The sequence below is a fragment of the Stenomitos rutilans genome, from assembly GCF_059505485.1.
Genome location: NZ_JCACKR010000064.1, coordinates 1 through 25570, shown reverse-complemented (window position 1 = coordinate 25570; position 25570 = coordinate 1). Strand labels below are relative to the sequence as shown.

The 25570-nt window shown below is 50.8% G+C and carries 21 protein-coding genes; 11 read left to right on the top strand and 10 right to left on the bottom strand.

Annotated features, from left to right (window positions below):
* Positions 1 to 38: 38 nt before the first annotated feature.
* Positions 39 to 1475, bottom strand: a complete 1437-nt coding sequence (sufB, locus tag AC5JLP_RS11700) for a Fe-S cluster assembly protein SufB (RefSeq protein WP_496068117.1) — start codon at positions 1473 to 1475, stop codon at positions 39 to 41.
* Positions 1476 to 1533: 58 nt separating this feature from the next.
* Positions 1534 to 1911 carry a ferredoxin thioredoxin reductase catalytic beta subunit gene (locus AC5JLP_RS11695; RefSeq protein ID WP_496068116.1) on the bottom strand — a complete coding sequence of 126 codons (378 nt, stop codon included), beginning with the start codon at positions 1909 to 1911 and terminating at the stop codon, positions 1534 to 1536.
* 259 nt (positions 1912 to 2170) lie between these two features.
* On the opposite strand from AC5JLP_RS11695, the gene sufR reads away from it, so the two are divergent.
* Genes sufR through AC5JLP_RS11680 form a run of 3 tightly spaced genes read left to right on the top strand, consistent with a single transcriptional unit; the run spans position 2171 to position 3603 of the window.
* Complete coding sequence (gene sufR / locus AC5JLP_RS11690) at positions 2171 to 2839, top strand: iron-sulfur cluster biosynthesis transcriptional regulator SufR (RefSeq protein WP_496068115.1); 669 nt, start codon at positions 2171 to 2173, stop codon at positions 2837 to 2839.
* A 26-nt stretch (positions 2840 to 2865) separates the two neighbouring features.
* A complete protein-coding gene (locus AC5JLP_RS11685; protein WP_496068114.1) occupies positions 2866 to 3198 on the top strand; it encodes a hypothetical protein in 333 nt (110 codons plus the stop codon).
* Between the two features lie 27 nt (positions 3199 to 3225).
* Complete coding sequence (locus AC5JLP_RS11680) at positions 3226 to 3603, top strand: NDH complex assembly factor CRR9 (RefSeq protein WP_496068113.1); 378 nt, start codon at positions 3226 to 3228, stop codon at positions 3601 to 3603.
* Between the two features lie 47 nt (positions 3604 to 3650).
* On the opposite strand, the gene AC5JLP_RS11675 is transcribed toward AC5JLP_RS11680, so the two are convergent.
* Positions 3651 to 4070 carry a hypothetical protein gene (locus AC5JLP_RS11675; RefSeq protein WP_496068112.1) on the bottom strand — a complete coding sequence of 140 codons (420 nt, stop codon included), beginning with the start codon at positions 4068 to 4070 and terminating at the stop codon, positions 3651 to 3653.
* A 533-nt stretch (positions 4071 to 4603) separates the two neighbouring features.
* Here AC5JLP_RS11675 and AC5JLP_RS11670 point away from each other — a divergent pair.
* Positions 4604 to 6607, top strand: a complete 2004-nt coding sequence (locus tag AC5JLP_RS11670; protein WP_496068111.1) for a chloride channel protein — start codon at positions 4604 to 4606, stop codon at positions 6605 to 6607.
* 130 nt (positions 6608 to 6737) lie between these two features.
* On the opposite strand, the gene AC5JLP_RS11665 is transcribed toward AC5JLP_RS11670, so the two are convergent.
* The 5 genes from AC5JLP_RS11665 to AC5JLP_RS11645 form a co-directional block, all read right to left on the bottom strand.
* The gene (locus AC5JLP_RS11665; protein WP_496068110.1) at positions 6738 to 7127 is read right to left on the bottom strand and encodes an AbrB family transcriptional regulator; all 390 of its coding nucleotides are present in this window, start codon (positions 7125 to 7127) and stop codon (positions 6738 to 6740) included.
* Between the two features lie 555 nt (positions 7128 to 7682).
* A complete protein-coding gene (locus AC5JLP_RS11660; RefSeq protein WP_496068109.1) occupies positions 7683 to 8144 on the bottom strand; it encodes a hypothetical protein in 462 nt (153 codons plus the stop codon).
* Between the two features lie 187 nt (positions 8145 to 8331).
* Positions 8332 to 9870, bottom strand: coding sequence for a SagB/ThcOx family dehydrogenase (locus tag AC5JLP_RS11655; protein ID WP_496068108.1), 1539 nt, complete (start codon positions 9868 to 9870; stop codon positions 8332 to 8334).
* A 69-nt stretch (positions 9871 to 9939) separates the two neighbouring features.
* The gene (locus AC5JLP_RS11650; RefSeq protein WP_496068107.1) at positions 9940 to 10845 is read right to left on the bottom strand and encodes a GDSL-type esterase/lipase family protein; all 906 of its coding nucleotides are present in this window, start codon (positions 10843 to 10845) and stop codon (positions 9940 to 9942) included.
* A gap of 87 nt (positions 10846 to 10932) precedes the next feature.
* Positions 10933 to 12489 carry an ammonium transporter gene (locus AC5JLP_RS11645; protein ID WP_496068106.1) on the bottom strand — a complete coding sequence of 519 codons (1557 nt, stop codon included), beginning with the start codon at positions 12487 to 12489 and terminating at the stop codon, positions 10933 to 10935.
* 560 nt (positions 12490 to 13049) lie between these two features.
* Here AC5JLP_RS11645 and gshA point away from each other — a divergent pair.
* The 6 genes from gshA to AC5JLP_RS11615 all read left to right on the top strand — a co-directional run bounded on the left by gshA (position 13050) and on the right by AC5JLP_RS11615 (position 21309).
* Positions 13050 to 14201: a glutamate--cysteine ligase gene (gshA, locus tag AC5JLP_RS11640; protein WP_496068105.1), complete on the top strand. Its 1152-nt coding sequence runs from the start codon at positions 13050 to 13052 to the stop codon at positions 14199 to 14201.
* A gap of 374 nt (positions 14202 to 14575) precedes the next feature.
* Positions 14576 to 15034, top strand: coding sequence for a tRNA (cytidine(34)-2'-O)-methyltransferase (locus AC5JLP_RS11635; protein ID WP_496068104.1), 459 nt, complete (start codon positions 14576 to 14578; stop codon positions 15032 to 15034).
* Positions 15035 to 15995: 961 nt separating this feature from the next.
* Positions 15996 to 18065 (top strand): peptidoglycan DD-metalloendopeptidase family protein, encoded by a 2070-nt coding sequence (locus AC5JLP_RS11630; protein WP_496068103.1) that lies wholly within the window; start codon positions 15996 to 15998, stop codon positions 18063 to 18065.
* Positions 18066 to 18443: 378 nt separating this feature from the next.
* A complete protein-coding gene (gene secD, locus AC5JLP_RS11625) occupies positions 18444 to 19865 on the top strand; it encodes a protein translocase subunit SecD (RefSeq protein ID WP_496068102.1) in 1422 nt (473 codons plus the stop codon).
* On the top strand, positions 19862 to 20863 hold the full coding sequence (secF, locus tag AC5JLP_RS11620; RefSeq protein ID WP_496068101.1) for a protein translocase subunit SecF: 1002 nt from the start codon (positions 19862 to 19864) through the stop codon (positions 20861 to 20863). The genes secD and secF overlap by 4 nt, the downstream gene beginning before the upstream one ends.
* A gap of 14 nt (positions 20864 to 20877) precedes the next feature.
* Positions 20878 to 21309 (top strand): hypothetical protein, encoded by a 432-nt coding sequence (locus AC5JLP_RS11615; RefSeq protein ID WP_496068100.1) that lies wholly within the window; start codon positions 20878 to 20880, stop codon positions 21307 to 21309.
* 138 nt (positions 21310 to 21447) lie between these two features.
* Here the strand turns inward: AC5JLP_RS11615 and AC5JLP_RS11610 are convergent, their stop codons facing one another.
* Together AC5JLP_RS11610 and hemC are read right to left on the bottom strand one after the other, a co-directional pair.
* Complete coding sequence (locus tag AC5JLP_RS11610) at positions 21448 to 23658, bottom strand: CHASE2 domain-containing protein (RefSeq protein WP_496068099.1); 2211 nt, start codon at positions 23656 to 23658, stop codon at positions 21448 to 21450.
* A gap of 196 nt (positions 23659 to 23854) precedes the next feature.
* On the bottom strand, positions 23855 to 24826 hold the full coding sequence (gene hemC, locus AC5JLP_RS11605; protein ID WP_496068098.1) for a hydroxymethylbilane synthase: 972 nt from the start codon (positions 24824 to 24826) through the stop codon (positions 23855 to 23857).
* 263 nt (positions 24827 to 25089) lie between these two features.
* On the opposite strand from hemC, the gene AC5JLP_RS11600 reads away from it, so the two are divergent.
* Positions 25090 to 25518: a GNAT family N-acetyltransferase gene (locus tag AC5JLP_RS11600; RefSeq protein ID WP_496068097.1), complete on the top strand. Its 429-nt coding sequence runs from the start codon at positions 25090 to 25092 to the stop codon at positions 25516 to 25518.
* The last annotated feature ends 52 nt before the right edge of the window (positions 25519 to 25570 follow it).

Genomic DNA, 25570 nt, shown 5'->3' with positions numbered 1-25570 from the left:
GAAACTAACAACTATCAACCAACTGCTCAAACCTGAACTTAGCCAACACTGCCTTCGAGTTTGAGGCTGAGGAGCCGATCGGCTTCCACCGCAAACTCCATTGGCAACTGGTTAAACACATCCTTACAGAAACCACTAATCATCATAGAGATGGCATCTTCGGCGGAAATACCGCGCTGGGAGAAGTAGAAGAGCTGATCTTCGCCAATCTTCGACGTTGACGCTTCGTGTTCCACTTTGCCTTTGTTGTTTTGCACCTGAATGTAGGGGAAGGTATTCGCCTGAGCATTGTCGCCAATCAACATCGAGTCGCATTGAGAATAGTTCCGCGCGCCCGTTGCTTTGGGTCCAATTTTGACCAAGCCGCGATAGCTGTTCTTCGACTGTCCTGCCGAGATGCCTTTAGAAATGATTGTGCTGCGGGTGTTCTTGCCAATGTGCACCATCTTGGTGCCCGTATCTGCTTGCTGGTGATGATTGGTCAGCGCGACAGAGTAGAATTCGCCCACTGAGTTGTCGCCAACCAGAACGCAACTGGGATACTTCCAGGTAATCGCAGAACCTGTCTCTACTTGCGTCCAGGAAATCTTGGAGTTCACGCCCTGGCATAGCCCGCGCTTGGTCACAAAGTTGTAAATGCCGCCTTTACCGTTGGCATCGCCCGCGTACCAGTTCTGGACGGTGGAGTATTTAATGTCGGCATTATCGAGCGCCACCAATTCCACCACAGCCGCATGAAGCTGATTGGTGTCGTACATGGGTGCGGTACAGCCTTCGAGGTAGCTGACCGAACTCCCTTCTTCTGCCACAATCAACGTCCGCTCAAACTGACCCGAATCGCCGTTGTTAATGCGGAAGTAGGTGGAAAGCTCCATCGGGCATTGAGTGCCTTTGGGAATGTAGACGAAGGAGCCATCGCTAAAGACAGCAGAATTGAGTGCTGCAAAGAAGTTGTCGCCAACGGGAACGACGCTACCCAGGTATTTTTGCACTAGTTCGGGATACTCTTGCACCGCTTCTGAAATGGAGCAGAAGATCACGCCCTTCTCTGCCAGCTTTTCTTTAAAGGTGGTGGCGATCGAGATGCTGTCAAAAATGGCATCCACCGCCACATTGCTCAAGCGCTTTTGTTCTGAGAGCGGAATGCCAAGCTTCTCAAAGGTATCCAGCAGTTCAGGATCGACTTCTTCCAGGCTCTTCTTCTTCTCTTTGACCTTCGGCGCAGAGTAATAGACGATATTCTGGTAGTCGATCGCCGGATAGCTCGCATTTTGCCAGTTTGGCTCCGTCATCTTCAACCATTGACGGTACGCCTTCAGCCGAAACTCCAGCATGAACTCTGGCTCTTCTTTCTTCGCCGAGATCAGCCGCACAACATCTTCGCTCAACCCACGCGGAATCGTATCGGATTCAATGTTGGTGATGAAGCCGTACTTGTAGGGTTGGTTAACTAAGTTTTGAACAGTGGGACTCATTAGTAGTGTTCTCTGGTCTACGGTTAGGACGACGATCGGGACAGAGGGCAGTTAATCATTAGCCGTGATGCTGATTGGTAGTCGCTCTAATATCATCAAAGGTGATGTCTTGCTGGTCGCCTGCAAAGTCATTATCAGACGTGAGAAACAGCATGCAATGACACTCTTTGCGCTCCCGCATGGGCACACAGGGACAATTCCAGTAAGCGGCCTCAACTTCAGCCGCTTTATCTTCATAATGACGACAGGGGCATAGCGGCGAACCCAGATCATCTTTGTGCTTCGCCAATCCTTCAATGACCACCGCTGTCACGCCCGGATCGACACAAAAGTAGGTGCCGGTTCGCTTGGCATACGTAATAGAAAAGTGCCTCATCGCTTCGAGGCTTTTATCGGTAGATTGAGCAGGTGCGTTGGATTGAGTCTCTGAGTTCATGAGGCAGCGCGACAAGACAACGGATCGATTCTATAATTAAAACAACACAGTTGTTGCTTAACTACATTGTAAGATACTTTAGCAACATTGTTGTTGTCAAAGTGTCACTGTCAAGTGTTGCACCCGGCAAACGGTTGCATGGTCATAAGAGGGACAGCTTGAAAAACGTTCGATCGCTGTCAGAGCTTTGGCAGATGGGCATTGTTATGATCAAGTCAACGGGTGTCTTTTAGGAGTCGGCTTTACCGCTGGAAAAAGAATGACGACTATTCAACAACCCTCTACCAAGCAAGCTTCTACCAAGCAAGACATCCTTGAGCACTTGTTGAAGCAAGGACAATGCACGGTGCAGGAACTTGCGGATCAACTGCATGTAAGCCCGCAAGCAATACGGCGACATCTGAAAGATTTGGAAACGGATGGGTTGATTATTCATCAGGTCGTACAGACTGGAATGGGTCGTCCAAACTATAGCTATGTCCTTAGCCAAGAAGGGCGCGATCGCTTTCCCGATCGCTACGATGATTTTGCCGTTTCGCTGCTCGATACTCTGGCAGAAACGGTTGGAGCCGATCAAATGGGATCGATCCTGCGCAAGCAGTGGGAACGCAAAGCAATGGAATATCGCGATCGCATCGGTGCTGGTTCCTCAAAAGAGCGAGTTTCCAAACTGGTTGAGCTTCGGCGCGCTGAAGGGTATATGGCGGAGTGTCATCCGGTTAACGAGACGGGCGCAAGCGATGAGGAGGGTGATCGCTTCATCTTGACAGAGTACAATTGCGCCATTTCCCACATTGCCGAATCGTTCCCTAGCGTCTGCGGTCACGAACTAGAAATGTTTGCCGTGGCGCTGGAATGTTGTGTTGAGCGAACTCACTGGCTCGTCAACGGTGAACATCGCTGCGGCTATCTCATTCAGCCAAAGTAACACTTGATGCCAAAGGAGTTCTAGCATTGGGTTGGGTGGTCGATGTCCTGCTAATTTTCAGCTTGGACGAAGTCTGCGACGATGAGTGCGAGGCTTTTGAAGAGGTTGTACCGCTAAATGCTGTTAACGCTTGGCTCGCGGAATACCGCTTTACTTCACTGGTTAATTTGGATCAGTATGTGAATACAGGGAAAGCAATGACTGCTTGTGTTTACGGCGGCGCATACAACTTCTTAAAAATTGATGAGTTTATTGAAGTTGTCAGGGAGCAACCTTGGAGAGAACCCAATGCGGTGCAGTTGTTAATCAAGCATGGGCCAGATGACGAGCGGTTTACGATGTATACGTTGTCTGATTAGGTCAATAGCCAATCGTTGAGTGCTTTTATGCAACCATCTAACGAATTTCTGACACCTGAAGAATGTGCCGAAGTTGACAAGGCGCTATTGACTTCGCGGGAAAAGTTTTCAGCGCGGGTGGCTATTTATGCGCTGCGATCGCTCAGGCAAATTGCTCAGGAGAATACTACGTCCATTACGCAGCTAGACCCACAACAGATTGAAGATTGGGTCTATCAAGATGAGAGCTTGCAAACAGGGCTTGATCGAGAGTTCCGGCAGTTTTTTGCCCAACTAGTCATCGCATCACTGAAGCCGTTAAAGCAGATAGCTCAGGAGGCAGGCGTAGCGATCGAAGCGCTCACCGTCTCTCAAGTCATCATCTGGTTTGAGCGGCAAGCGAAGGTTAATTTGGATAAGGCTTAGGCAGTTTCACCGCACAACTGAACTCACGCGCTGGAATGGTGTGATATTCACGATTTGTTAAGGCCAGACGCTTGGTTGAGTTTGGGCGATCGTTCAACGTTGGTTGGCGATGGCAATGGGTGCGTTGAGGGCGTGCGTTTAATCGGAGCGTTTTGCACGAGAAACACTGCCGTGCCTATAACAATGGCACTCCCCAGAACCGTCCACACAAGTGAAGGAATGACTAACCTGAAGTCACGCTGCATTCGAGCTAACGGACGGCTTTCACGTCGCAGCATTTGACCTGTTGCAAGAGGCTTGAGGCTAAATGGGTCACGAACATAATGACCGCTCCAACTCACTACCAGCCTTTCGCGGCAGTTTTGGCACGTCAGCAATCCTTTCAGAATTTTGTGGGGCTTAATGACACCCGCCCGATGACAAATGGGGCAGACAGGAGAATCTGTATCGAAGGTATGAGCGTTCATCTGAATCGTTCACTGTTACAGAGGCTTACTTAACCAATTCAATGAGTATTCCCTTAAGGAATCCAGGCGTCTAAATAGCGGCCAAATTAATACTTGCAGAACCAGAGGACAGGGCGGAGACGTCGCCTAGATATGGGTTAAATCCAGATGCTTGCCTCGCTCAGTGTAACCTGCTGTATTCGGGTTTGAGAACCTTTTCAGCACGCCTCTTCGTTTTTTTTAATCTTCCAGGTTCAGACATAAAGCGTTGCCGCCAAAATTCTTTTACAGTCTTTCGGACGGAATGCTACGCAGTCGATCGCCCTTATTAAGCAAAATTAGCCCTGTGAGCGTCGTTCTGCTTACTGGAATAGTCAAGACTTTTAGACCAGCCCAAAACCTGTGCGGCTTCTATCTATACGAGTCATGGTGAAGTTCTTTGTTTGGGTGACAATTCGGGCATAACAAGGCACGCTACGGCGCTAAAAATAAGTGAGAATGGGATTGCTAGCAACAAAAATTAAACTTGATCTCATAATCGCCATTACTGTTTAATGACCGCCAGTTCTCCCTCTGATGCGTTGACTGCTACGCCCGAAGGCTTTAAGCCATCCGCTCCTTTCCTTAGCAGTGCCTTTAATCGTCTTCAGCCCTCGCCAGAAACGGTTGTGCTGCTGCTAGCGCTGGTAATTGGTAGCGGTACAGGTTGTGCTGTGGTGCTTTTCCACTATCTGATTCAGCAGATCCAGAGCCTCATGCTAGAGGATTTGATGGGGGCGATCGCGCCTCTAGGCTTCTGGACGCTTGCCTGTGTTCCCGTTTTGGGTGGCTTCCTGGTTGGCACGATGCGCTGGCTGCTCAAAGATTTCGGCCCTAGCTTATCGGCGTTGATTGCCGCAGCGCAAGGGCTAGGAAACGTTTCCCCGCTACGAGCTAGTGCTAAAGCGGTTGCAGCTTCCGTCTCGCTGGGCACGGGCGCATCCCTTGGGCCTGAAGGGCCGAGCGTTGAGATTGGTGCCAACATTGGAGTGCTTATTGGGCAAACGCTACAGATGTCAAAGGAGCGTCAGCGGTTGCTTTTGGGGGCGGGGGCTGCTGCTGGCTTGGCGGCAGGTTTTAATGCCCCGATCGCAGGGGTGTTTTTTGCTCTCGAAGTGGTGCTAGGAACAACGTTTGCCACCTCTGCGGTAAGCGTTGTCTTACTATCGGCAGTCGTTGCAGCATTAATTGCCCAAATTGGGCTAGGTGGACAACCTCCGTTTACGCTGCCGAGCTATGAAGTGCGCAGCCCATTGGAGCTGCCGCTATATCTTGGGTTAGGTCTGTTTGCTAGTCTGGTGTCGATCGCGTATACCCAGTCGATTCAGACGGCCCAACAGTTATTTGATGGGCAGATCTCTGGGTTGCGCTGGATGGGTCGCTTGCCCTCGGCGCTTCGCCCTGCCGTCGGCGGTTTATGCGTTGGTATGGTCGCGTTGCAGTTTCCCCAAATTCTGGGAATTGGCTACGAAACCGTAGAAGCCATGCTGCGAGATGCTCACTTTTCGTTACTGCTACTGCTGAGTCTACTCATCACAAAGCTGGTGATGACCGCTGTAAGTTTAGGGAGTGGTCTAGTAGGCGGATTATTTGCACCCGCGATGTTTCTGGGTGCATCACTCGGTGCGGTTTATGGGAAGGCAATGGCGATCGTGCTGCCGATCGCACCTGGCAGCATTGCGGCTCCCCCCGCGTATGCCATGGTGGGCATGGCGGCTGTACTGGCTGCGAGTGCTCGTGCGCCCTTAACGGCAATTCTGTTGCTGTTTGAGCTGACCCGCGACTACCGGATTATTCTGCCCCTCATGGCGGCTGTGAGTTTAAGCGTCTGGCTCGTTGACCGTCTTAGACCCATTACTCACAACACAGCAACCGTACAATCAATCGGTCTCACACTCCAACCGGATCAAGACTCAGAGATGTTACATCTGCTGCCAGTCTTTCAAGCCATGCATCAGCATTTCCTGGCTTTGCCTGGTTCATTGTCGGTGTTGCAAGCGGGGGTAGCGATGATGCAGCATCAATCGCGGAGTGTGCTGGTTGTCGATGAGGCGCATCAGCTCATTGGCATTGTGACATTGCAGGACATCCACCGTTTTATTTCGCGATGGGAGTATAGCCAAACCTATATCTCGATCGATGGGCTTAACTTCAGCCCGTCTAGCCAGACCTTGAGCACCATTTGTACCACAGACCTCCTGTACGCCTACGAAGATGAGCCAATTTATGATGCCTTGGTGAGAATGTCTGCACGAGGCTTGCGTCAGTTGCCCGTAGTCGATCGTAATGACACTCGCCGTATCGTAGGCATGCTTGAGCAGGAAAAAATTACGCTGGTATGCAGCCTGTCGTTGATGCAGCAATCGCTTCATCCCTATCTGGATGCCGCATCTACAGCAAAGATTTTGCTTGCCGAACCCATCGTCCCTGGAGCAGCGATCGTGGAATCGACGCTTGCTGAGACGGTGAGCATGAGCAGCGAACCAGTAAGTGCACCGCCTTCACAAGCACCTGCTTGATGCCTACTTGTCTAATTAGCTATTTATTACGAATCGTCCAGATATTACTGAACATCATCAGCAAACCACCCACAAAAATGGCAATTGCCAATGCAGCGGGGAGGGCAGTCATCCAATCGATCGTGTCCATTTAAGATTCTTCATCAAGTTGGTCAATCTGCTTGAGATGAATGTGCTTCCTACCTAGAGAAATTTCAAATTCATCACCAGGCTTTAGTTCCATCTGCTTAGTGTAGGCAGAGCCAATCAGCAAATTGCCATTAGACTGAACGCTAATCCGATAGCTGGCGCTGCGACCGCCTCGACCATTTGCGTTTTGCTTGCCGTCAAGCTCGATACCTTCAGCATCAATCAACGCGTTCAAGAACTTCATCATATTAACTCGCTCTACACCATTTTTGGTCAAGGTGTAATAGCCGCACTCCCGCGCTTTTTCTTCCTTGCTGTGATGCTCCAACTCTTTCACTTTCTTGAGCAGCGCTTCACCAGTAAGAGGCTCAATTTTTTTCTTTTTACTCATCAACTTAGCTCGGAATTATATGGAGTGGATCTCAAATTTACTGACCTTTGCCAGAAGGTAAAGGTGAGGGCTGCGTTCTTACCTATCAAATCATAGTACACTGTCCGTATCGTTTTTCTCATGCCTTAACTGCTAATTTCTTGGGAAGGGAATACGATCGTAGCGACCCACTAACCGCTCTTGTCACTGATAGTAACTGTTAAAAGCATGTAACTGCTTGTTAAAAGACAGATAAACCCCTTCAGAATTGCCTTTTCATCGTTTTCCAGTTGCAGTTGATGTCTTATCCAGGCCTGCCGTTCGCGCGATCGTGTGTCGCTTCAGTAAAAGTACAGCCGAGGAAGCATGCACCATTAGCCCGGCTGCTAAGCGCAGTTAGGATAGCAACAGAGTGATGAGGCTTTCTATATCTCTTTCAACATCTTGTTAAGGGGGACGATCAAAAAGAGGGTATGGGAGATAACATCCCACACCCTCTTTCGTTTAGAACTCAGAGCGAATTATTTTTGCAAGCGAAACAACACAATTGGCCTCACATTAAGCATATGTGCTGGCTTATTGGCTGGGCTGTTGGCGTCTCTGTTGTCTCTGTTGCCGAGCTTGCTCCAGTTGCTGGCGTTGTTCGGGGGTCAGCACCGCATCCCTCTGCTGCTTGGCATCCTGACGAATCGCCTGAATTTTGGCTTTTTGGTCAGCCGAGAGATTTAGGGAAGCCCACACACCGCGTGCTTTTTTGACTCGTTGGCCTGGTTGACCTGCTTGTCTTTGCTGTTTGGCCGCAGCGATTTGAGCCTTTTGCTCCGGTGTTAAAACAGCATCAATTTGACTGCGAGTCGATTCACGAATTTGCTTTAATTGTGCTTTCTGTTCAGCCGTAAGGTTGAGGTTAACACCACGTTTTTGGTACTGACCCGCAGAGGGCGATGGGCTTTGAGCACCCACAGGCAGCATGGGAGCTACGAAGGAAAGTGCAAGAGCCAACGCACCGGGTAGGAGTAAGAAGCGTTTTACGTTCATAGTGATTGTGTGTCTTGAAATGGACGCGTGGAAAAAACAACTGATGGTTCCGTTTGACGTTGCTATTTTGGAGATAAAAAGCGGGCTGAATGAGCAAAGGTTGTGCTCATTGATCTCGCCTTCCAGCAACGCGGTAGCAGTTGTATGGGTTAAGACCACGGTTAATTCCAAAAGGTTCAATGCCGCTTTAGCGCTCGGCAGAACGCCCTAACGTTGTGATGTAGAGAACGGCTTCATCGATCGGAATCCCCAGCACTTCATTGACCTGGTCGTCAAAAAAGCCAGCAATGCCACTCACTCCAAGCCCAAGTCGAATGGCTGCCAGGTTGAGCCGTTGTCCTAAATGGCCTGCATCCATATGAAGGTAGCGATAGACGCGATCGCCATAGGCTGCGATCGAGGCCTTGAGATCAGCCGTATGAAACAGGACGGCTCCTGCATCACGACCCAAATCTTGCCATAAGCAGAGGAAGTGCAATTCCTGGCGAAAGTTTTTGAACCGGATTTGGCGCAGTTCTTGAGTTTTCGGGGCGTAGTAATAGCAACCTTCTTCTAGCCCGGTGACGGAAGATACGGCAATAAAGGTTTCGACGAGGCTTACGTCAAAATAGTCGGGCGAACCGTCCAGCCCTTGATCAATGTAGTGCTGAGGCTGGTAAGTAAAGTCTAGCAGGGCGATCAGTTCTTCTAGAGTTAGCGCTGCGCCACTGTAGGTACGGGTCGATCGCCGCTGAAGCAGTGTCGTTTCTAGTTGCTCCAGTTGGCTACCCCAGTCGATCGGTGGCGTCAGCGTAGACACCTTGAGGCAAAAGGGAAAATTGTACTTATCGTCACGCTGTGCGTAGGTTGCTGGCGGCTTCCAATTCACCTTAACGGTTGTATCGAGAGGCAGTTGAGTCGCGTGATGTAGATAGCCGAGGATCTGTCCATCTGAAAGAGACGGGTATTCGCGGTGTGTGGCAGCGGGTAGCGCTGTGCGTGCCAGAGAGAGATTTTGCTTAACATCCAGCAAATCCGCCAAGGGGAGAATGGCGATCGTGCCTTCTTGCTCAGCGTCTAAATAGAGGAGTTGCTGCATAGCATCATCGATAAAGCCTCCAATCAAGTGAGGGCGGTAGTCTGTGAGCGCGCAGGCAAGCTCAAGATTGCCGAGCAGATGACCTGTATCCAAACAGATGCGACGGTAGGCACGATCTTGATAGCGCCACGCTGAGCGCATAAAGACAGCCGTTGTCACTAGGGCAATCTGTGTATTTTCAAGCACAGGATGCCAGTAGCAGGCGGCTTGCAGCTTTGTCCACACATCGCTCTCCCAGAAATGTATCAGGGAGTGAGTATACGCTTGATAGTTGTATAGCCCTGCGGGCAAAAGCGGTGTGCCACGGGAGATTAAATACAACTCAGCTGGATAAAGCCCGCCAGCGGAAGGGGCAGCCCGCAAGTAATGGAAGGCGCTAGGGGTCGCAACTTTGCTAGTTAACCCATAGCTACAGAGGAGCAATCGCGATAACCGTCGCCACCAGATGCTGTTTGGGTCAGTGTCGAAAGTAGTTGGGGCATCGGTCAAATGGGGTTTTAGATCAATCGAGACACCAATTTTGTATTCCTTAAAGGGTAAAGGTTGCTTGCCCCAATCGAGCGGTTGCTGTTTCGTTTTGATCGTTTCGGAATTGTATTTTGTCCGCTCGTGATAGTGCTGGGCGATCGATACGGTAAAGTCCGTCATAGCAGTTGCGGAAGAATGCGGCTCCGCTCCAATCTTGGCATTCTCTTGGGCTAAAGCGCCATAGACTGATTAACGTTTCATGCCTGCCTGTGTTGCGGGTGTTTGGGGTAACTGCCTGACGGCGGTGGCTTGCTGCTGTGCAAACAGTTGGAGGCGCGATCGCCACACTTGATACCCTTTGACACTTAGATGCAGTCCATCTGTACTGAGATCAGCCGCTAAATCGCCATTAGCATCTGTAAAAAATGGATACAAATCTAGATAGTCGAGACCTTCTGCTTTTGCCATCGCTGCCAAGGTCTGATTCAACTGTTGAATACGGCGATTGGGCATGATGGCTAACCGAGACTCCCAGAGCGCGAGTTGCTGATTGGGTAATGGGGAACTCAGGATGGGCGATCGCGGCAACCGACTCCCCGCGTGAGGCAAAATCGACTGCACAACGATTTGAGCCTGAGGATGCGCCTTTCTCAGATGCAGCATAATCTCACGATAATTTGCCAGCAGCGTCTCAGCGCTGAGACCTCGAATCAGATCGTTAATACCGATCATGACAAAGACCGTCTCTGGCTGCGTGCGATCAAACAGTTTGAGCCGTCTCAACAACCCAAACGATGTTTCACCTGAAATCCCCTGGTTCAGCCAAACAGACCCCTGAGGCAACAAATCGGGCGGAAACCATAGGCTAAGAGAGTCTCCTGCCAGGACTGTAAGCCCTTTTGGGTGTGACTCTGCCACAACGTTGGCCTCTCGCCCTAAGAGGGCAACCCATTGTTCATACGTTAACTGACGGCGCTGGCCCAGTTCAGCCGCTGGAGGTACCTTAGCAGGCAGTGCTGGCACCGTTGACGCATTAACCTGCAAAAAACTAGTCAGGCTACCCGAACGTAGTAGCAATGCAGACCCAAGCAACAGCCCACTAATGCTAAACGACAGAATAGCCCAACCAGGAAGAGAAATGAATCGCCTAAACACTGGCTCAGATTTAAGATGATTTGAGTCAGATTGTAGTGGCAATTTCAGGTTTTTCAAGCGTCTTTATTCAGGTTTTTCCGGGCGTCTCTATTCAGCTTGTTTTGCAAACGCAACCTCGCCCGCAAACTCTTCGCCATACGCACCTTCGCCGTGTTCGTAGATGTCCAGCCCTTCATCTTCCACTTCAGGCTTGACGCGAAGTTCCATGAACAGGCCAAGCACTTTGAGAATCACGAAGGTGCCGATCGCGGCGATCGCAGCGGCAATCAACACCGCAATGATCTGGGTGACGATTTGACCGGGGTTGCCGTAGAAAACACCGTTGTTGCCAGCCGCATTAACGGCTTTAGTTGCAAAAAAGCCAGTCAAAAGTGCACCAGCCGCGCCACCCACACCATGAACGGGGAAGGTATCTAAAGAGTCGTCAAATTGCAGCTTTGCCTTCAAATTAACGGCGAAGAAGCAGGCAAGAGCGGTCAAGGCCCCAATAGCAATGGCAGCCAGTGGAGTTACAAAGCCCGCAGCGGGAGTAATGCCAACCAAACCAGCAACAAAGCCGCTGCCGATACCAACCGCTGTTGGCTTGCCCTTCAGCAACCACTCGGCAATCAGCCACGTTAACCCGGCTGCCGATGTAGACACGGTTGTAGCTACAAACGCGACAGTTGCTAGGCTTCCCGCACCCAACGCACTACCTGCATTGAAGCCAAACCAGCCAAACCACAGAATACCAACCCCCAGCAGAACAAACGGCACGTTGTGAGGAATGACTGGCTTAGCCATCCAGTCTTTGCGCGGCCCTAGCACCCAAGCAGCTACCAGAGCCGAAACCCCCGAACTGATGTGTACAACCGTTCCACCTGCAAAGTCCAAGGCACCCATTCCGCCTAGAAAACCTCGACCCCAGACCATGTGAGCGAGGGGCGAGTAAATAAAGGTAGACCAGAGCACGATAAACCAGAAGAAGGCCTTAAACGAGATCCGCTCTACGATCGACCCCGACACCAGCGCTACTGTGATGATGGCAAACATCATCTGGTAAACCATAAACACCTGGTGGGGAATGGTTGGGGCATAACCAATGGGGTCAGCAGCATCAAAGGCCACTCCATTTAACCCTAACCAGCCCAGCCCACCAATAAACTGTTGAATCCCTTGCGCAAACGTTTGCCCCTGAGCCAGTGTGACATCAAAGGCTAGGCTATAGCCCCAGAGAATCCAGGTTACGCCCACAATCCCCATTGCTACCAGGCTCATCATCATGGTGTTGAGGACGTTACGCGATCGCACGAGTCCACCGTAGAAAAACGCCAGACCGGGTGTCATGAACAACACCAAAGCTGAAGACGTCAGCATCCACGCAGTGTCACCCGTATCGAGTTTCGGTGGTGCAGGTGCAGCCGCGTCCTGAGCAACCGCTGGATCAACGAGTGATCCTGTGAGCAGACTGAACACCACGATCGCGAGTAACGATAGCCCAAGCACTGTCACCAATCGGCGCAGCGTTTTTTTGCTTCGTTCATCTGGTTCGCCGATCGCCAGCGAAACAAGACTCCGCCAGATTGAAGAAACTGAGCGAGCGAAAGAGCCGGAAAAACGCCGACGCTTGTGCTTCGACCTTTTATGAAGCATTAATTTAGACATTTTGACCCAAAAATCCTTGCGAAAACGTCAATAGAAACGGTAGGCAACTCACCGATGGCAAGCAAGATCAGCACAATGGCTAGAAAACGGCTTGAGCGTTGCTTGCATTACTCAAGCCACTAGAGGACAGAAGACCTCAGTGGCAATTTTCGGACTGCTATCCATGCGGGGCAGGTGATGGAAGCGCGAATACCCCTTTAGAGGGATTAACTCTTAGGAGTGATTGCACCAATTCTGGGAAGGTTAATTCTGTATAGGAGATAACAGATTGAATTTCGAGGGGCGCTAAAGTACCAGGCAAGAACCCGCAGAGAGAACTGAACCTTCTACTGGAACGGGATCACGCGGCGATCGCGTGGGTGAGCGACAAAGTTGTACAAACCTCTAAAACTTTTTGATTAGCTTTAAAGGAAATTTTCTACGCTCGAACGTCTACCACCTACTAACCGCAATTGCCGTGTCGCATAAAATTTGTCTGATACGTCACACGACTTTCAGTGGATGCATTGTTGACCTTTTCCTCGATACTGAAAGAAGGCTGCTCAAATCAGGGAGGACTCATGCTGCTATCAAAAGGATTTGAGGTTGAGATCTACACCAGCACCCCTGAAGGAGACATCGTTGGGCTTTCTGACAAAATTGTCGCAGCCCTGGATGGCTTCGTTCGTGAACCCGATAGCCGCAACGTCGAATACACCACCCCCCCGTGCTACCGCTATGAGCGGCTACTGTGTGATTTAGTACGTCCCCGCTTGCACCTACGAACCTACCTGCAACAACTGGGAAATTACACCCTTATACCAGGCAGCACGCTTTCTCTAGGCTCCGTTGATCGCTTTTGGCGCTCCGATCCGGGTAATCCCTACCACAGCTATATCGAGCAAACCTATGGCACCAGCGTCGTCACGGCCAGTATCCATATTAATGTCGGCATCAGTGACCCTGACGTTCTCATGCGAGCTTGCCGCCTCGTTCGAGTCGAAGCACCGCTCTACCTAGCGCTGAGCGCATCATCTCCGTTCTTGGGGGGCAACGCCACAGGCTACCACTCGACTCGCTGGGGGCTTTTTCCTAAAACGCCAGCTCAAGTGCCGCTTTTTGAAAGTCACGCCCACTTTATTCGATGGACTGAGCAGCAATTGGCAGCAGGCACTATGCAAAATGTGCGTCACCTCTGGTCGTCTGTGAGACCAAACGGCGATCGTCGCCCCTACAATCTCAATCGGTTGGAACTGCGCATTTGCGATTTAGTGATTGATCCAGTCGCGTTACTAGCCATCACAGCACTCCTCGAAGCGCGCCTGATACAACTTATCGACGACCCAACGCTCGATCCACTGCTTAGCAGCCAACTGCCTTCTGAAACTCGATCGCAAGCTCTGGCAGCTCTCGCAGACGCCAATGAAATTGCAGCAGCCCACCGTAGCTTAGAAGCACCTCTACAGCATTGGAAGGATGGCAGCACGATTGTGGCAAGAGACTGGATTGAGCAGCTCTATCAGGATGTCTGGCCGATCGCTAAACGGGAGGGCTTTAGCTGCTTCCTTCTACCGCTGAAAAAAATCCTGCGAGAAGGCAATGAAGCCCAACAGTGGCTCAAACTTCATGAGCAGGGATTAGCGATCCAACCGATCATGCAGCATGCCATTCAAGCCGCCGCTGCCTACGAACTTACGCTGCAAGACAACCTTTGCGAGCCACTAGTCGCCTAGCGTCAGACAGCGGGCGGGGTTGTACTTGCTGTTTAGCCTATTTAGCTTTCGCTGCCCTTAAAGGGGCTGAACAGCAAGCGATCAGTAGCCTACGCTGTATTCGACTTGTCAGAAGGCTTGGAGAAGAACGCTTGCACAAACGCAACGCATTAGGGCTAAACCACTGGACTGCCTCGGTCGATCGTCTACACAGGTGGGCTGTCTGCAAGCGATAACATAATTTTGCGAGATCTCCCCCTGCGGACGGTGCCAGATTGAGAACAAAATCTTTACCAGCCTTACGGTATGGCTGATTGATTAAGAAAAGCTATCAGTCGTACCTTTTTTTACCCTGCTAACAGCGCTTTAAACAGCAACGCTGGCTACTCGAACACATGCTCAAAGTCGTCTTAGTTCATCCTCAGATCCCGCCAAACACAGGCAACATCGCTCGTACCTGCGCTGCAACCAATACCGAACTACACTTAGTGGGGCCGTTAGGCTTTGAAATTAGTGATCGCCACTTGAAGCGTGCCGGTCTAGACTACTGGCCGCATGTCAACCTGCACTATCACCCATCGATCGAAGCCTTTCAAGCGCTACAACATCACCAGGGAGGGCGTCGTATTGGCTTTAGCACTTCTGGACGCTGTAGCTATACTCATTTTGCCTTCCAATCCTCAGATTGGCTTCTGTTTGGCAGTGAAACTCAAGGCCTGCCTGCTGATGTGCTCACCGCCTGTGACGAAACCGTCCATATTCCAATGGCAAGCCAGCATGTCCGCAGCCTCAACTTATCGGTGAGTGCAGCCGTCGGCCTCTTTGAGGCACAGCGACAATTGGGTCTCTCTTAGTAAACAACTCCAGTGAGTATGCACCTTGTTTTGACCGCCAAAACAAACCTTAACTGCACAAGCATATACACGTCTTCACGCGCCATGTGTGGCTAAACAGCCCTGTCTTTAGAGGTCTATTGAGTGCTGGCCGAGATGATTGTGACCAGCAACTAAGCCTTGCCCTCAGACAACGCAAAACACTTAATGCGCATACAGCTATTTAAGAATGAACTAAATATAGCCCGACTGCGTTTCGATCATTCAGCTACATTCGTCTCTACAAAGCGATAAAGATCGAGAAAGGGTTGTTCTACGCAGCACGAATAGTGAGCGAATGTAATAAGAAATTTCTATAAGTTCCAATGGCAAACCGATATCAGATCGTTCAATTCTTATCGTTGCGATTGATCCCCACTTGGCAGTACAACTGATGCCTTCTCGCAAGCTTAAAGCAGTCTGTCTGACATAGCAGCTAATAAAGCGGGAGTTACTAATTGTGATAACGTACACAATTTCACGGTTGTTGAGGGCCAATTCTCAACGTAACGTGATCTCAGAAACGGTAAGCGATCGTGGTCTAACACTCGTCTGGTATGTAGTCGTAGAGTTGACTGGAAGGGGTTTTCCCACCTTCTCAAAAATGGCGCTAGACGGTTACAATCCCAAATGCATGTCAGCGAATCGGAAGAACCTTTATTCTTCCAAGATCTGAATCAATGCACTTGAGAAGAGGCTAGCAACAAGAGTGCAAGCACACGATAGCCGGATTCACAAAAGGCGATTAAAGGTTTTTTGAACACGGATTGTAGATTTTTGGGGTTATGTTAACTTGTCTAAATTGAGAAAGCAGGGTAATCTTGCCTAAGTGTTTGCCGCTAGTGATCTGGATCGCCTTTCGACGTGATTTCTATCATTGGCAGATGGCAAGCTGATGTGACTCAAGGACAGTTAAACGCTGGACATTTTAGGAGGTCGTTTTTTGGAACGAACATTTCCGCAGAAGGTTAAGCCTGTTCCTTCCTGTGAGGTTGAAGAGGGTGTGATGGAGAGTCAAAGCAGGCAGACTCCATTGGAGGTCAATCGTCTGGTTCGTACTTCTGCCGCTGTGATCGGCTTGGCAATTTCAGTGGGGGCATACGGTCTCCCCCTGCCTAACCAGAGCGATGAAGCAGTTGCCGCAGAGCCAGTTACTGGTGAGCCAGCTGCAAATGTAGTTCCTCAAGAGTTTGATGTTGCAACTGTGCCTCACAATGTTGAACAAACTCAAAATTCTTTTTCCGCAGAAACTGTTGAACACACCGTGCAAGAAGGCCAGACGCTTTGGCAGCTTGCTCAATTTTACGGGGTGGATGCAGCGAAAGTAGCACTAGATAATGGCATTTCTACGAATGCGGTGCTGCACGTTGGGCAAGTGTTGAAGATTTCAACCACGAAACAGGTTTCTGTCATCGCAGAAGCTGCTGAAGCTGCTGGCAACAGACCTGAATACTACGGTCTGGTCAGTGGTGCTAAGGCAATCGACGCCAATCAGAAAACGGTTGCCCAAGTTCCATATAATGAGGTGCTCGACGCTTTAAGACAGAAGCAAGATCGACTCCAACAAGGTCTTACACAGTTAAAAGGCACTCAACTAAAAGACACTCAACAGAACGATCGCGCAGAGACCAATTTTCAAGCAGCACCGGAAACGGCAGCGGCAACTGGTGACCCTCTGTCTCCTTCATATACGGTTGTGACTGGAGACACGTTAGAGGCGATCGCAAACGCCCATCACGTTTCTCTGAAGCAGTTGACGACCGCCAATGCTCTGAAAGACCCTAATGTCTTGCGCGTTAACCAGGTGTTGGTCATTCCTCAAGACGTGGGTGAAGCATCGCTAACGCCATCGGCTGAGGCCCCTGTGATCATTGCATCTGCGAAGCCAGATCAAATGACGCTGCCACGAGCAGGAAGTGCCCGTCTTGCAGTCGATCGCTCTCAAGCGGTGACATCGCGTCCAACGACCGTTAACGCCGAACCAAGCGTTGGTAAGGCTTCTGGGGTCTCTGTTGTGTCAACTCAATCGAATACAGTGCCATCGGCTGAGTTGGTTCCAACTGTTTCACTTACCCACTCGTCAGTAGCACCCACGGCGATGGGTGGTAGCACTGAAGTTGCAACAGCCTCTTTCGTCGGCAAGCAGCCAGCACAGGTAGACCAATCAACTTCGGGTATACAAAGCAACTACGTTGAAAATCTCAGGCTTGAGATTGTGAAGCTTCGAGAGAAGTATCAGGGTTCCTCAGGTCTGATTCAGGTCGCTACTGTACAAGGTACCAAGGTTGCGGCTGTCCCTCTCAATGTTGCGGCACCAGCCAACGCTGCCACGCTATCAAACGAAGCAAACGCAGCACCACAGCTAACTCCATATACAAAAGCACTTCAGGCTCAAATTCGTCAGTTGCAGGCCAGCCGTCAGCAGAATAAGCACGCTGAAATGCAGGCAGCGCAAGCCGATTTAGCACCTGTAGCTACTCCAGAAACACCTCAGCTTGTGGCAACGGCATCGATCGGCTCTCAAAATTATGAGCCGTTGATTTCCTCACCCGTGGGCAAAATGGTGTCTCCAGATTTGCCGCCTCTTGGCTCGGTTGATGCGTATTTGCCGGGTAATTCAGGTAAGTTTAACGGCTACATCTGGCCTGCTAAGGGAGTTTTGACTTCTCCTTATGGTTGGCGCTGGGGCCGGATGCACAAAGGTATCGATATTGCTGCACCTGTTGGCACACCTGTGTTTGCAGCGGCAGCGGGGGTGATCATTACGGCAGGCTGGAACTCTGGTGGTTATGGCAACTTGGTTGAAATCCAGCACCCAGATGGTAGCGTTACCCTCTATGCACACAATAGCCGTCTCATCGTTCGCGAGGGGCAACAAGTAACTCAAGGCCAGCAGATTGCTGAAATGGGAAGCACTGGCTACAGTACTGGTCCGCACTCTCACTTTGAGGTGCATCTGCCCGGACAGGGAGCCGTTAACCCAATGGCTCATTTACCGAGAGGGCAGGCATAAGCGTTTTTTCCAATTAAGTATTGGATTGTTTAGAGGGAGCATTTAGCTCCCTTTTTTATTGGTTGAGTGCCTCTCAACCACAAGCGTGGAGTGAGTTACGCGGCTGCTTTCTGGCATACTGGAACCACCTGACTTTATACAAGGCTATTCGGCCTGCCTCATTAGTGAGAGTCTTAGAGTCGCTTGGGCACGCTCATTGCAGCGCGATCGTTTACGCTCTTCTAAATTGAGCGCATCAAGGGAGTTTAATGAGGAGCGTTTGGCTAAAGAGGCGTTTAATCAGACACAATCGCCCCTCACTAGGCAAAGTTGACCCGCACAAGGCAAAATTCAAATTCTTTAAAGCGCTATCATAGCGTTTGTTACAGGGGTCACAGTATGGGAAGACAGCGATCGCTTTTAGGCTTGATTTTAGTGCTGGTCATCGCCGCTATTGTGGTGATTGTCAAAGTGCCAGCGCGCCTGGGCTTGGATCTTCAGGGCGGCTCACAGCTTACGATTCAGGTGAAGACGACTCAGGAGATTCAACAGATTACCGAGCGGGAACTCGAAGCCGTTCGCAAAGTCATTGAAGGGCGGGTCAACGGGCTGGGGGTTTCAGAACCATTGGTGCAGACTGTTGGCAAAGATCAAATTCTGGTGCAACTGCCCGGTGTTAACGATCCAGAGCAGGCAGAACGCGTTCTGGGTGGCACCGCTCAGCTAGACTTTCGCAAGCAGAAACCTGGCTCCGAAACCCAGTTGCAAATCGAAAAGCAAAACCTGCGCGAGAAGCTGGATCGTCAGGCACAACTGAGGAAGACTCAAGATCAGGCTGCGATCGCCAAGAATCAAGCAGAACTGAAAGCTACCAACGAGGCCATCACAAGTCTGTTTGAGAAAACGGAACTGACAGGTAAAAACCTCAAAGACGCTTATCCTGAACCAGCAGGTGCTAGCAATAACTGGCACGTTGGGTTGAAGTTTGATCAGCGTGGCGGTGAACTGTTTGCTGAGTTGACAAAAAGTATTGCGGGTACGGGCCGCACCTTGGGCATCTTCTTAGATGACGCTCCGATTAGTGCTGACTTTGCTTATACCGTTGATGTCCAGTACGCTCAAACAGGCATTACAGGCGGTGGAGCCGTTATTGAGGGCAACTTTACGGCTGAACGAGCCACTGATATCGCTGTACAGTTGCGCGGGGGTGCCTTACCAGTGCCCGTAGAAGTCGTTGAGAACCGTACAGTAGGCGCAACGCTAGGTCGAGATAGTGTTCAAAGCAGTATCTATGCAGGCATTGGCGGGTTGTTTCTCGTGCTGGTCTTTATGGTAGTGTACTATCGGCTACCAGGACTTATTGCTGATATTGCCTTGCTCATTTATGCCGTGCTCACCTATGCCGCGTTTAATCTGTTGGGAGTAACTCTGACTCTCCCCGGTATTGCGGGGTTTATTCTCAGTATTGGAATGGCAGTGGATGCCAATGTGCTGATTTTTGAACGGACGCGAGAAGAACTCCGTTCTGGAAAGACGCTCTATCGATCGATCGAAGCTGGCTTTTACCGTGCGTTTCCCAGCATTCTGGATGGACATGTGACCACACTAATCTCATGTGCAGCACTGTTTTGGCTAGGGGCAGGGTTGGTTAAAGGGTTTGCCCTCACCCTGGCGCTGGGGGTGCTATTGAGCCTGTTTACCTCTTTGACCTGCACCCGTACCTTATTGTTTTACATTCAAAGCATTCAGGGATTACGAAAGCTTGAGTTCTATTGCCCGAAGCTGCCCACGACGCAATCTCAAGCGGAGGCGACCCCATGAAACTGCAAATTATTCGGCAACGCAAACTGTGGTGGACGCTTTCGTCGGTGATGATCATTGCTGGCATTCTGGCGATGCTGCTCTCCTGGCAAAAGTTTGGTTCGCCGTTGCGACCCAGTCTGGATTTTATTGGTGGGACGCGACTTCAGGTGGAACTGGATTGCTCAAAGCCGAATGCCTGTGACAAGCCGATCGACATTGCCGCCGTGCGCGAGGTCATGAATGCTGAGGGTTTGGGTGACAGCAGCATTCAGCTTTTAGGGCAGGAACAACGGGCGCTCTCGATTCGCACGAAACCACTGAATCCAGAGGAACGGGTGAAGCTTCTGGATGCGCTTGGCAGCAAAATTGGAGCCTTTGATCCGGCTAAAAATCAGATTGATACGGTGGGACCAGTCATTGGTCAGCAGTTGTTTGCGTCTGGCATGTTGGCGCTGTTGGTGTCGTTTGCCCTGATTACGGTCTATCTAAGCTTTCGGTTTCAGTTGGACTACGCCATTTTTGCCATCCTTGCCCTGTTTCACGATGTTTTGATTACGGTGGGCATTTTTGCCATTTTGGGATTGACCATAGGCACAGAGGTCGATAGCCTCTTTATCGTGGCGCTGTTGACGATCGTCGGGTTTTCGGTGAACGATACCGTCGTTATTTACGATCGCATTCGTGAGACACGAGCTGCACAACCCGATCGACCGATTGATGACATTGTGGATGCAGCCGTCAACCAGACGTTGACCCGTTCGATCAACACAACCGTCACTGTCTTGCTCACCTTGTTTGCCATCTTTCTGTTTGGTGGCGAAACCTTAAAAAACTTCGCTCTGGCGCTGATTATCGGCTTCACGATGGGCGCTTATTCCAGCATCTTTATTGCCAGTACCCTCTTAGCCCTCTGGCGCGAACGGGCCGAGGCGCTGCCTCCCACACCCGCAATGGTGGATCTTGCCGCCGACGATCGTAACGTGGACGATCTCTCTGCCAGGTCAGATGATGCTTGAGCCAGTCGCCCCATATGAACCAGCCTGAGGAGCCACGATCGCTCCAGACGAGCGGCAATTCTGTAACCACCTTGCAGCAGGAAGTAAAGCGGCTTTACCGTCTGACCATCTATGGTCGCTGGTGCGTCGTTGTTTTGCTGTGGCTCACGATCGGCGCACTCAGTCTGTGGGCTTTGCGCTACCCCATTTCGCTGCTTTTAGACTACTTTACGTGGGTTGCCGTCCGCTATGGGCTGATCTTTAACCGCTTTCCGGCCATCGGGCTAGCAGTTTGCATCGGATTTACCGTTGCTGTTCTACTTCGACAAAGCCATGATGCCATCTTTGGCCTATCGCAACTCGATCGCCAACGCTTAGAACGACAAGTGCAGCGGATTCGGCAGCAGGGACGGAGCCATCCTCTGTGGCGCTTCGTGTGCAAGCCCAAAGAATCTAAGCGGCTGTAAAAACTTGTACTGTGGCGATCGCTATGAGTATCGGCTTTCAGCAGTCAGCGGTCAGCAGTCAGCGGTCAGCATGCAGCCCTACTATTAAAGCGGGTGGCTGAATGCTCGTCTGATGTTTTTGTGTCTTGAACGGCACTGCTACGATCGCCCAAAGTTGTCTGATCGTGATGACCAGTAAGCACGATAGGCAACCACCATTGCCCCTGCTGCTGTTGCTGCAAAAGCAGGTGGTATAAACGGTAGCCAGCCCTGTTGCAGAAATACGCTAAAGCTGATGACTGCAAGGCTAAGCAAGAGCACACTCCCACTCAGCACTAGCACTAGCGGCTGGCGGATGTACCAGGCCAAAAGACTACCAATGACTGCCCAGACGCTAATCCACAGTGCTTCTACCCACTCAGGCCACACCCAAAGTAAGGGCTGACCGTCTAAGGCCGCACTCAAAAACTGGCTCACTATTTGAGCGTGGATGAAGACCCCAGCCATCCGGGGCGTATCTTCGCTGGTAGAACTATACGGGGTGGAAAAAAAGTCTTTGCCGCTGGGAGCTGTAGTGCCAATAAGGACAACTTTATCCTTCACCCAGTCAGACTCCACGTTGCCGTTCAAAACATCGCTCAAGCTCACCTGCCGCGCGATCGTTCGTCCCCGATATTTGAGTAAGATTTGATAGCCTCGCGCATCGATCGCCTGATACCCTCCTGCATAGTTCTCTAGCGGACTAAACTGCACTTTACCAAGCTGGAAACTGTCAGGATTACCAGAACGTGCCTGAAGACCAATCCTTTGAGGTGCAAGATATGCCAGCGCCAAGCGCAAGGAGAACGAGTAGAAGGTGACAGGGGTCTTACTGGTTGCGGTGGCGCTATCGGCAAAAAGTAAATTGCGTCGCACAATGTCGCCCGGATCGAGCACTAAATCATTAAACCCAACGCGATTAAAGGGAACCTCTGCAGGCGCAGGGGTTGTTGGTGGATTAGCACTCCCCAGGTTCGTAATGGTGATGACGTTTGGTGCCTTGAGTGCTGCTAAAAACTCGGCTCGACCGGGCTGCTGAGGAAGATTTCGCAGCAGATCCAACCCGATCGCTCTAGGTTTGTAGCCCTGTAGAGCTTGAATCGCTTGCGCCAGAGGTCGATCAGCGATCGGAAACTGCTTTTGTGCGGTGATATCGGCTTCTGTGATGCCTACAATCAAAAGGCGGGAGTCGATGCCCGGATCGGGGCTGAGCTGCACCAGGCGATCGTAGGCCGCTAATTCGAGCGGTTGCAGCCAACCCAATTGACGCATTCCCCAGATCAAACCAGTGATTGCAACGCTGGCAATGCCAATAGAGAGCGCTGCCAATCGCATCCCCTTTGGCTTAGGATTAGCTCCCAAGACAGCGTTGGAAGCTGATTGCCAGTAGGTCAGCGGTAGCCGGGCGGTTTGAGGCAGGCTGGCGCGATCGAGGGCACGGTCTAGCGCTGCTGTCGGCGGATACTCTGGCAGTGTCAGCGGCAACTGCGTATCATCCGCTACAATTTCGGTGGGATGCTCCAGCGCGTACAGTACAGCGTCTGCCGTTTGATAGCGCTGGCTGAAGTGATAGCGAGTCATTTTCGTCAGGATGCCTGCCAAACCAGAACTAACCCGCGCCTGATCTCGCCAAATTAGTTCGCCTGTGTCTGGGTGGGTGGGCAGTTGAAAGGGCTGTATCCCAGTCAGCGTATGAATCGCGGTCATCCCCAGTGCATACAAATCACTGTTGTAGCGCGGCTTGCCCATCATCTGTTCGCTAGGCCCATAGCCATGCGTACCAATACCCACCGTAAGATCGCTCTGTGCTAGCACGATGCCTGTCATCTGCGTTTGCATTGCCTTGACTGCGCCAAAGTCAATCAGCACAAACCTGCCATCTCGCTGCCGCCGAATGATGTTGGCAGGCTTAATATCTCGATGAATGACGCTGTTTTGATGCACAAACGCCAGAATATTGAGCACATCGCGCAGCAGATCAAGGACGATCGCTTCATCAAGCCGCTGAGCTGAGGCGATTTCACTACTGAACGGCAGTCCTTCAACGTATTCTTGCGCCAGATAAAATTCGTTGCTTTCTTCAAAATCCGCTATGAGTGTGGGAATTTGGTCGTGGCTTCCCAGTTTTCGTAACGTTTCAACTTCGGTTGCAAACAGACGACGGGCAACTTGCAAGAACTCCTGCTCCTGATACGCAGGTCGAAATTGCTTGATGACGCACTGAGGATAATCGGGCTGCGACACATCTTCAGCAATATATGTCTGCCCAAACCCGCCGCTACCCAAAGCCTGAACAATTCTAAAGCGTCCGTTGAGCAGGGTTCCCAGCATGTAGCCCAGCCTTATAGTTGTTAGTTGTTGGTTTTTAGTTGTTAGACAGAGGTAACTGGCAGCAAAGCAGTCATGCTTAATGTTGCAATTCTTGTTCTACCCATTCCCCGATCGTCGAAGCAAGAGCGTCAAGCCAGCAATCGGTTGCCCCTCTAAACCTTCTAAAAACTAACAACTAAACGCTAACAACTTCCACTCATCCCCGTTGCACCGTTGCCAAAATTTCGTCCAAAATCTCCTGGGCACCCTGTTCACGCAAGCGTTGAGCGAGTTCTGCGCCGATCGCGTCTGCTTCAGTAGTCAGTCCACTCACGCTATCTTTCGCCACTTTTTGCCCATCCAGGCTGATCACGATGCCAGCGAGGGTCAATCGATCGCCGTCTAGCAATGTGTTCACACCAATGGGCACCTGACAACCGCCTTCTAGCTCGCGCAGGAACGATCGCTCTGCATAGCAGCGGTATGCGGTTGGCTCATGCTCCAGCGCCTTCAGTAGCGACAGCACTTCGGTATCATCACCCCGGCACTCAATGCCCAGCGCACCCTGACCCACCGCATGTAGCGACACCTCTGCTGGAATGACCTGATGAATGCGATCAGCCATGCCGAGCCGCTGCAATCCTGCTGCTGCAAGAATCAGCGCATCATACTCGCCTGCATCCAGCTTTGCCAGTCGAGTATTTAAGTTACCCCGCACATCCTTAAAGCTGAGGTGGGGGTAATGATGCCGCAGTTGGGCCAAACGACGAAGAGAGGAGGTGCCAATAACCGCACCCTGTGGCAACGTGCCAAGCTGCTTGTCTTGATGCTGTTCATGCACCACCAGCGCATCAGCCGGATTTTCGCGCTCCGTGACGCAGCCCAAGACTAACCCTTCTGGTAAGCGAGTCGGCAAATCTTTGAGGGAATGCACGGCAAAATCAATGTCACCGCTGATCATGCCAACTTCGAGTTCTTTGGTAAACAGACCTTTATCGCCAATCTTTGCCAGCGCCACGTCCAAAATCTTGTCACCCTGAGTGCTCATGGTGTGGACTTCAAAGGTGCGATCGGGAAAGGCTTTTTGCAATTGCGCCTGCACCCAATGGGTTTGTACCAGTGCAAGCTGGCTTTTGCGAGAACCAATCCGAATCGTGCGAGTAGCAGTAGGCGTTGCAGTAGGCGACATAATTCAGGGCTTGAAACGAGCTTCAAAAATCACTCTCTCCACCTTACCGCAGTGCGTAACCGCTTTGGTGAAAGTACGAGACGCACCAATCATTACAGATGTTTAAGCAGATTCCTTCGGGCTTTTAACAACAGTATGGTCGTGTTGAATTGTTAGGCTTTGAACAAGCATGGGTAAGCAAAGAATTTTGAGCTTGTCTGCTTCCAGGTTACGGCAACCCAGGTTGGTAATAGAGACGCTTTGCGTGTTGTTGAGTGATAGAGATGATTGAATACCGGGAGAACGAGAGTTTATCTTTTGAGGAGTATTATGACTTCTTGAAAAGGAGTGATCTTGGGAGTCAATATCCTCAAGAGCACTTTGAAGAGAGAATAGAAAGGCTTCTGGCTAGGCGATCGATCGCTATTACTGCCAGGAATGATAAAGGGACGCTCATTGGAATTGCGTTTGGCGTGAGTGATTTTGCCTACTTCCTTTTCGTCACAGACCTTGGTGTTGATCGGGCTTATGCAAAGCAAGGCATCGGCAGTGAATTGTTAGTTCGTATCCGAGAGGCGGTTGGTGGAGAGGACAATATCACAGTTGTTACTGTTGCCCATGCAACTGCAACAGGCTTCTACGAGAAGTGTGGCTATGTATCCGAAAATTGTCTGTTTTGGAAGCCATGCAACCTTTGGAGCGAATTTAAGTAGGACTTACGCACAAGCCATTTTGAGCGATGGATGTTTGAGTTGTTGACACAGG

Excerpts from the sequence above, each read along its gene's own strand:
- sufB (WP_496068117.1), bottom strand. The coding sequence starts at position 1,475 with ATGAGTCCCACTGTTCAAAACTTAGTTAACCAACCCTACAAGTACGGC.
- AC5JLP_RS11695 (WP_496068116.1), bottom strand. The coding sequence starts at position 1,911 with ATGAACTCAGAGACTCAATCCAACGCACCTGCTCAATCTACCGATAAA.
- sufR (WP_496068115.1), top strand. The coding sequence starts at position 2,171 with ATGACGACTATTCAACAACCCTCTACCAAGCAAGCTTCTACCAAGCAA.
- AC5JLP_RS11680 (WP_496068113.1), top strand. The coding sequence starts at position 3,226 with ATGCAACCATCTAACGAATTTCTGACACCTGAAGAATGTGCCGAAGTT.
- AC5JLP_RS11675 (WP_496068112.1), bottom strand. The coding sequence starts at position 4,070 with ATGAACGCTCATACCTTCGATACAGATTCTCCTGTCTGCCCCATTTGT.
- AC5JLP_RS11670 (WP_496068111.1), top strand. The coding sequence starts at position 4,604 with ATGACCGCCAGTTCTCCCTCTGATGCGTTGACTGCTACGCCCGAAGGC.
- AC5JLP_RS11665 (WP_496068110.1), bottom strand. The coding sequence starts at position 7,127 with ATGAGTAAAAAGAAAAAAATTGAGCCTCTTACTGGTGAAGCGCTGCTC.
- AC5JLP_RS11660 (WP_496068109.1), bottom strand. The coding sequence starts at position 8,144 with ATGAACGTAAAACGCTTCTTACTCCTACCCGGTGCGTTGGCTCTTGCA.
- AC5JLP_RS11655 (WP_496068108.1), bottom strand. The coding sequence starts at position 9,870 with ATGACGGACTTTACCGTATCGATCGCCCAGCACTATCACGAGCGGACA.
- AC5JLP_RS11645 (WP_496068106.1), bottom strand. The coding sequence starts at position 12,489 with ATGTCTAAATTAATGCTTCATAAAAGGTCGAAGCACAAGCGTCGGCGT.
- gshA (WP_496068105.1), top strand. The coding sequence starts at position 13,050 with ATGCTGCTATCAAAAGGATTTGAGGTTGAGATCTACACCAGCACCCCT.
- AC5JLP_RS11635 (WP_496068104.1), top strand. The coding sequence starts at position 14,576 with ATGCTCAAAGTCGTCTTAGTTCATCCTCAGATCCCGCCAAACACAGGC.
- secD (WP_496068102.1), top strand. The coding sequence starts at position 18,444 with ATGGGAAGACAGCGATCGCTTTTAGGCTTGATTTTAGTGCTGGTCATC.
- secF (WP_496068101.1), top strand. The coding sequence starts at position 19,862 with ATGAAACTGCAAATTATTCGGCAACGCAAACTGTGGTGGACGCTTTCG.
- AC5JLP_RS11615 (WP_496068100.1), top strand. The coding sequence starts at position 20,878 with ATGAACCAGCCTGAGGAGCCACGATCGCTCCAGACGAGCGGCAATTCT.
- AC5JLP_RS11610 (WP_496068099.1), bottom strand. The coding sequence starts at position 23,658 with ATGCTGGGAACCCTGCTCAACGGACGCTTTAGAATTGTTCAGGCTTTG.
- hemC (WP_496068098.1), bottom strand. The coding sequence starts at position 24,826 with ATGTCGCCTACTGCAACGCCTACTGCTACTCGCACGATTCGGATTGGT.
- AC5JLP_RS11600 (WP_496068097.1), top strand. The coding sequence starts at position 25,090 with ATGATTGAATACCGGGAGAACGAGAGTTTATCTTTTGAGGAGTATTAT.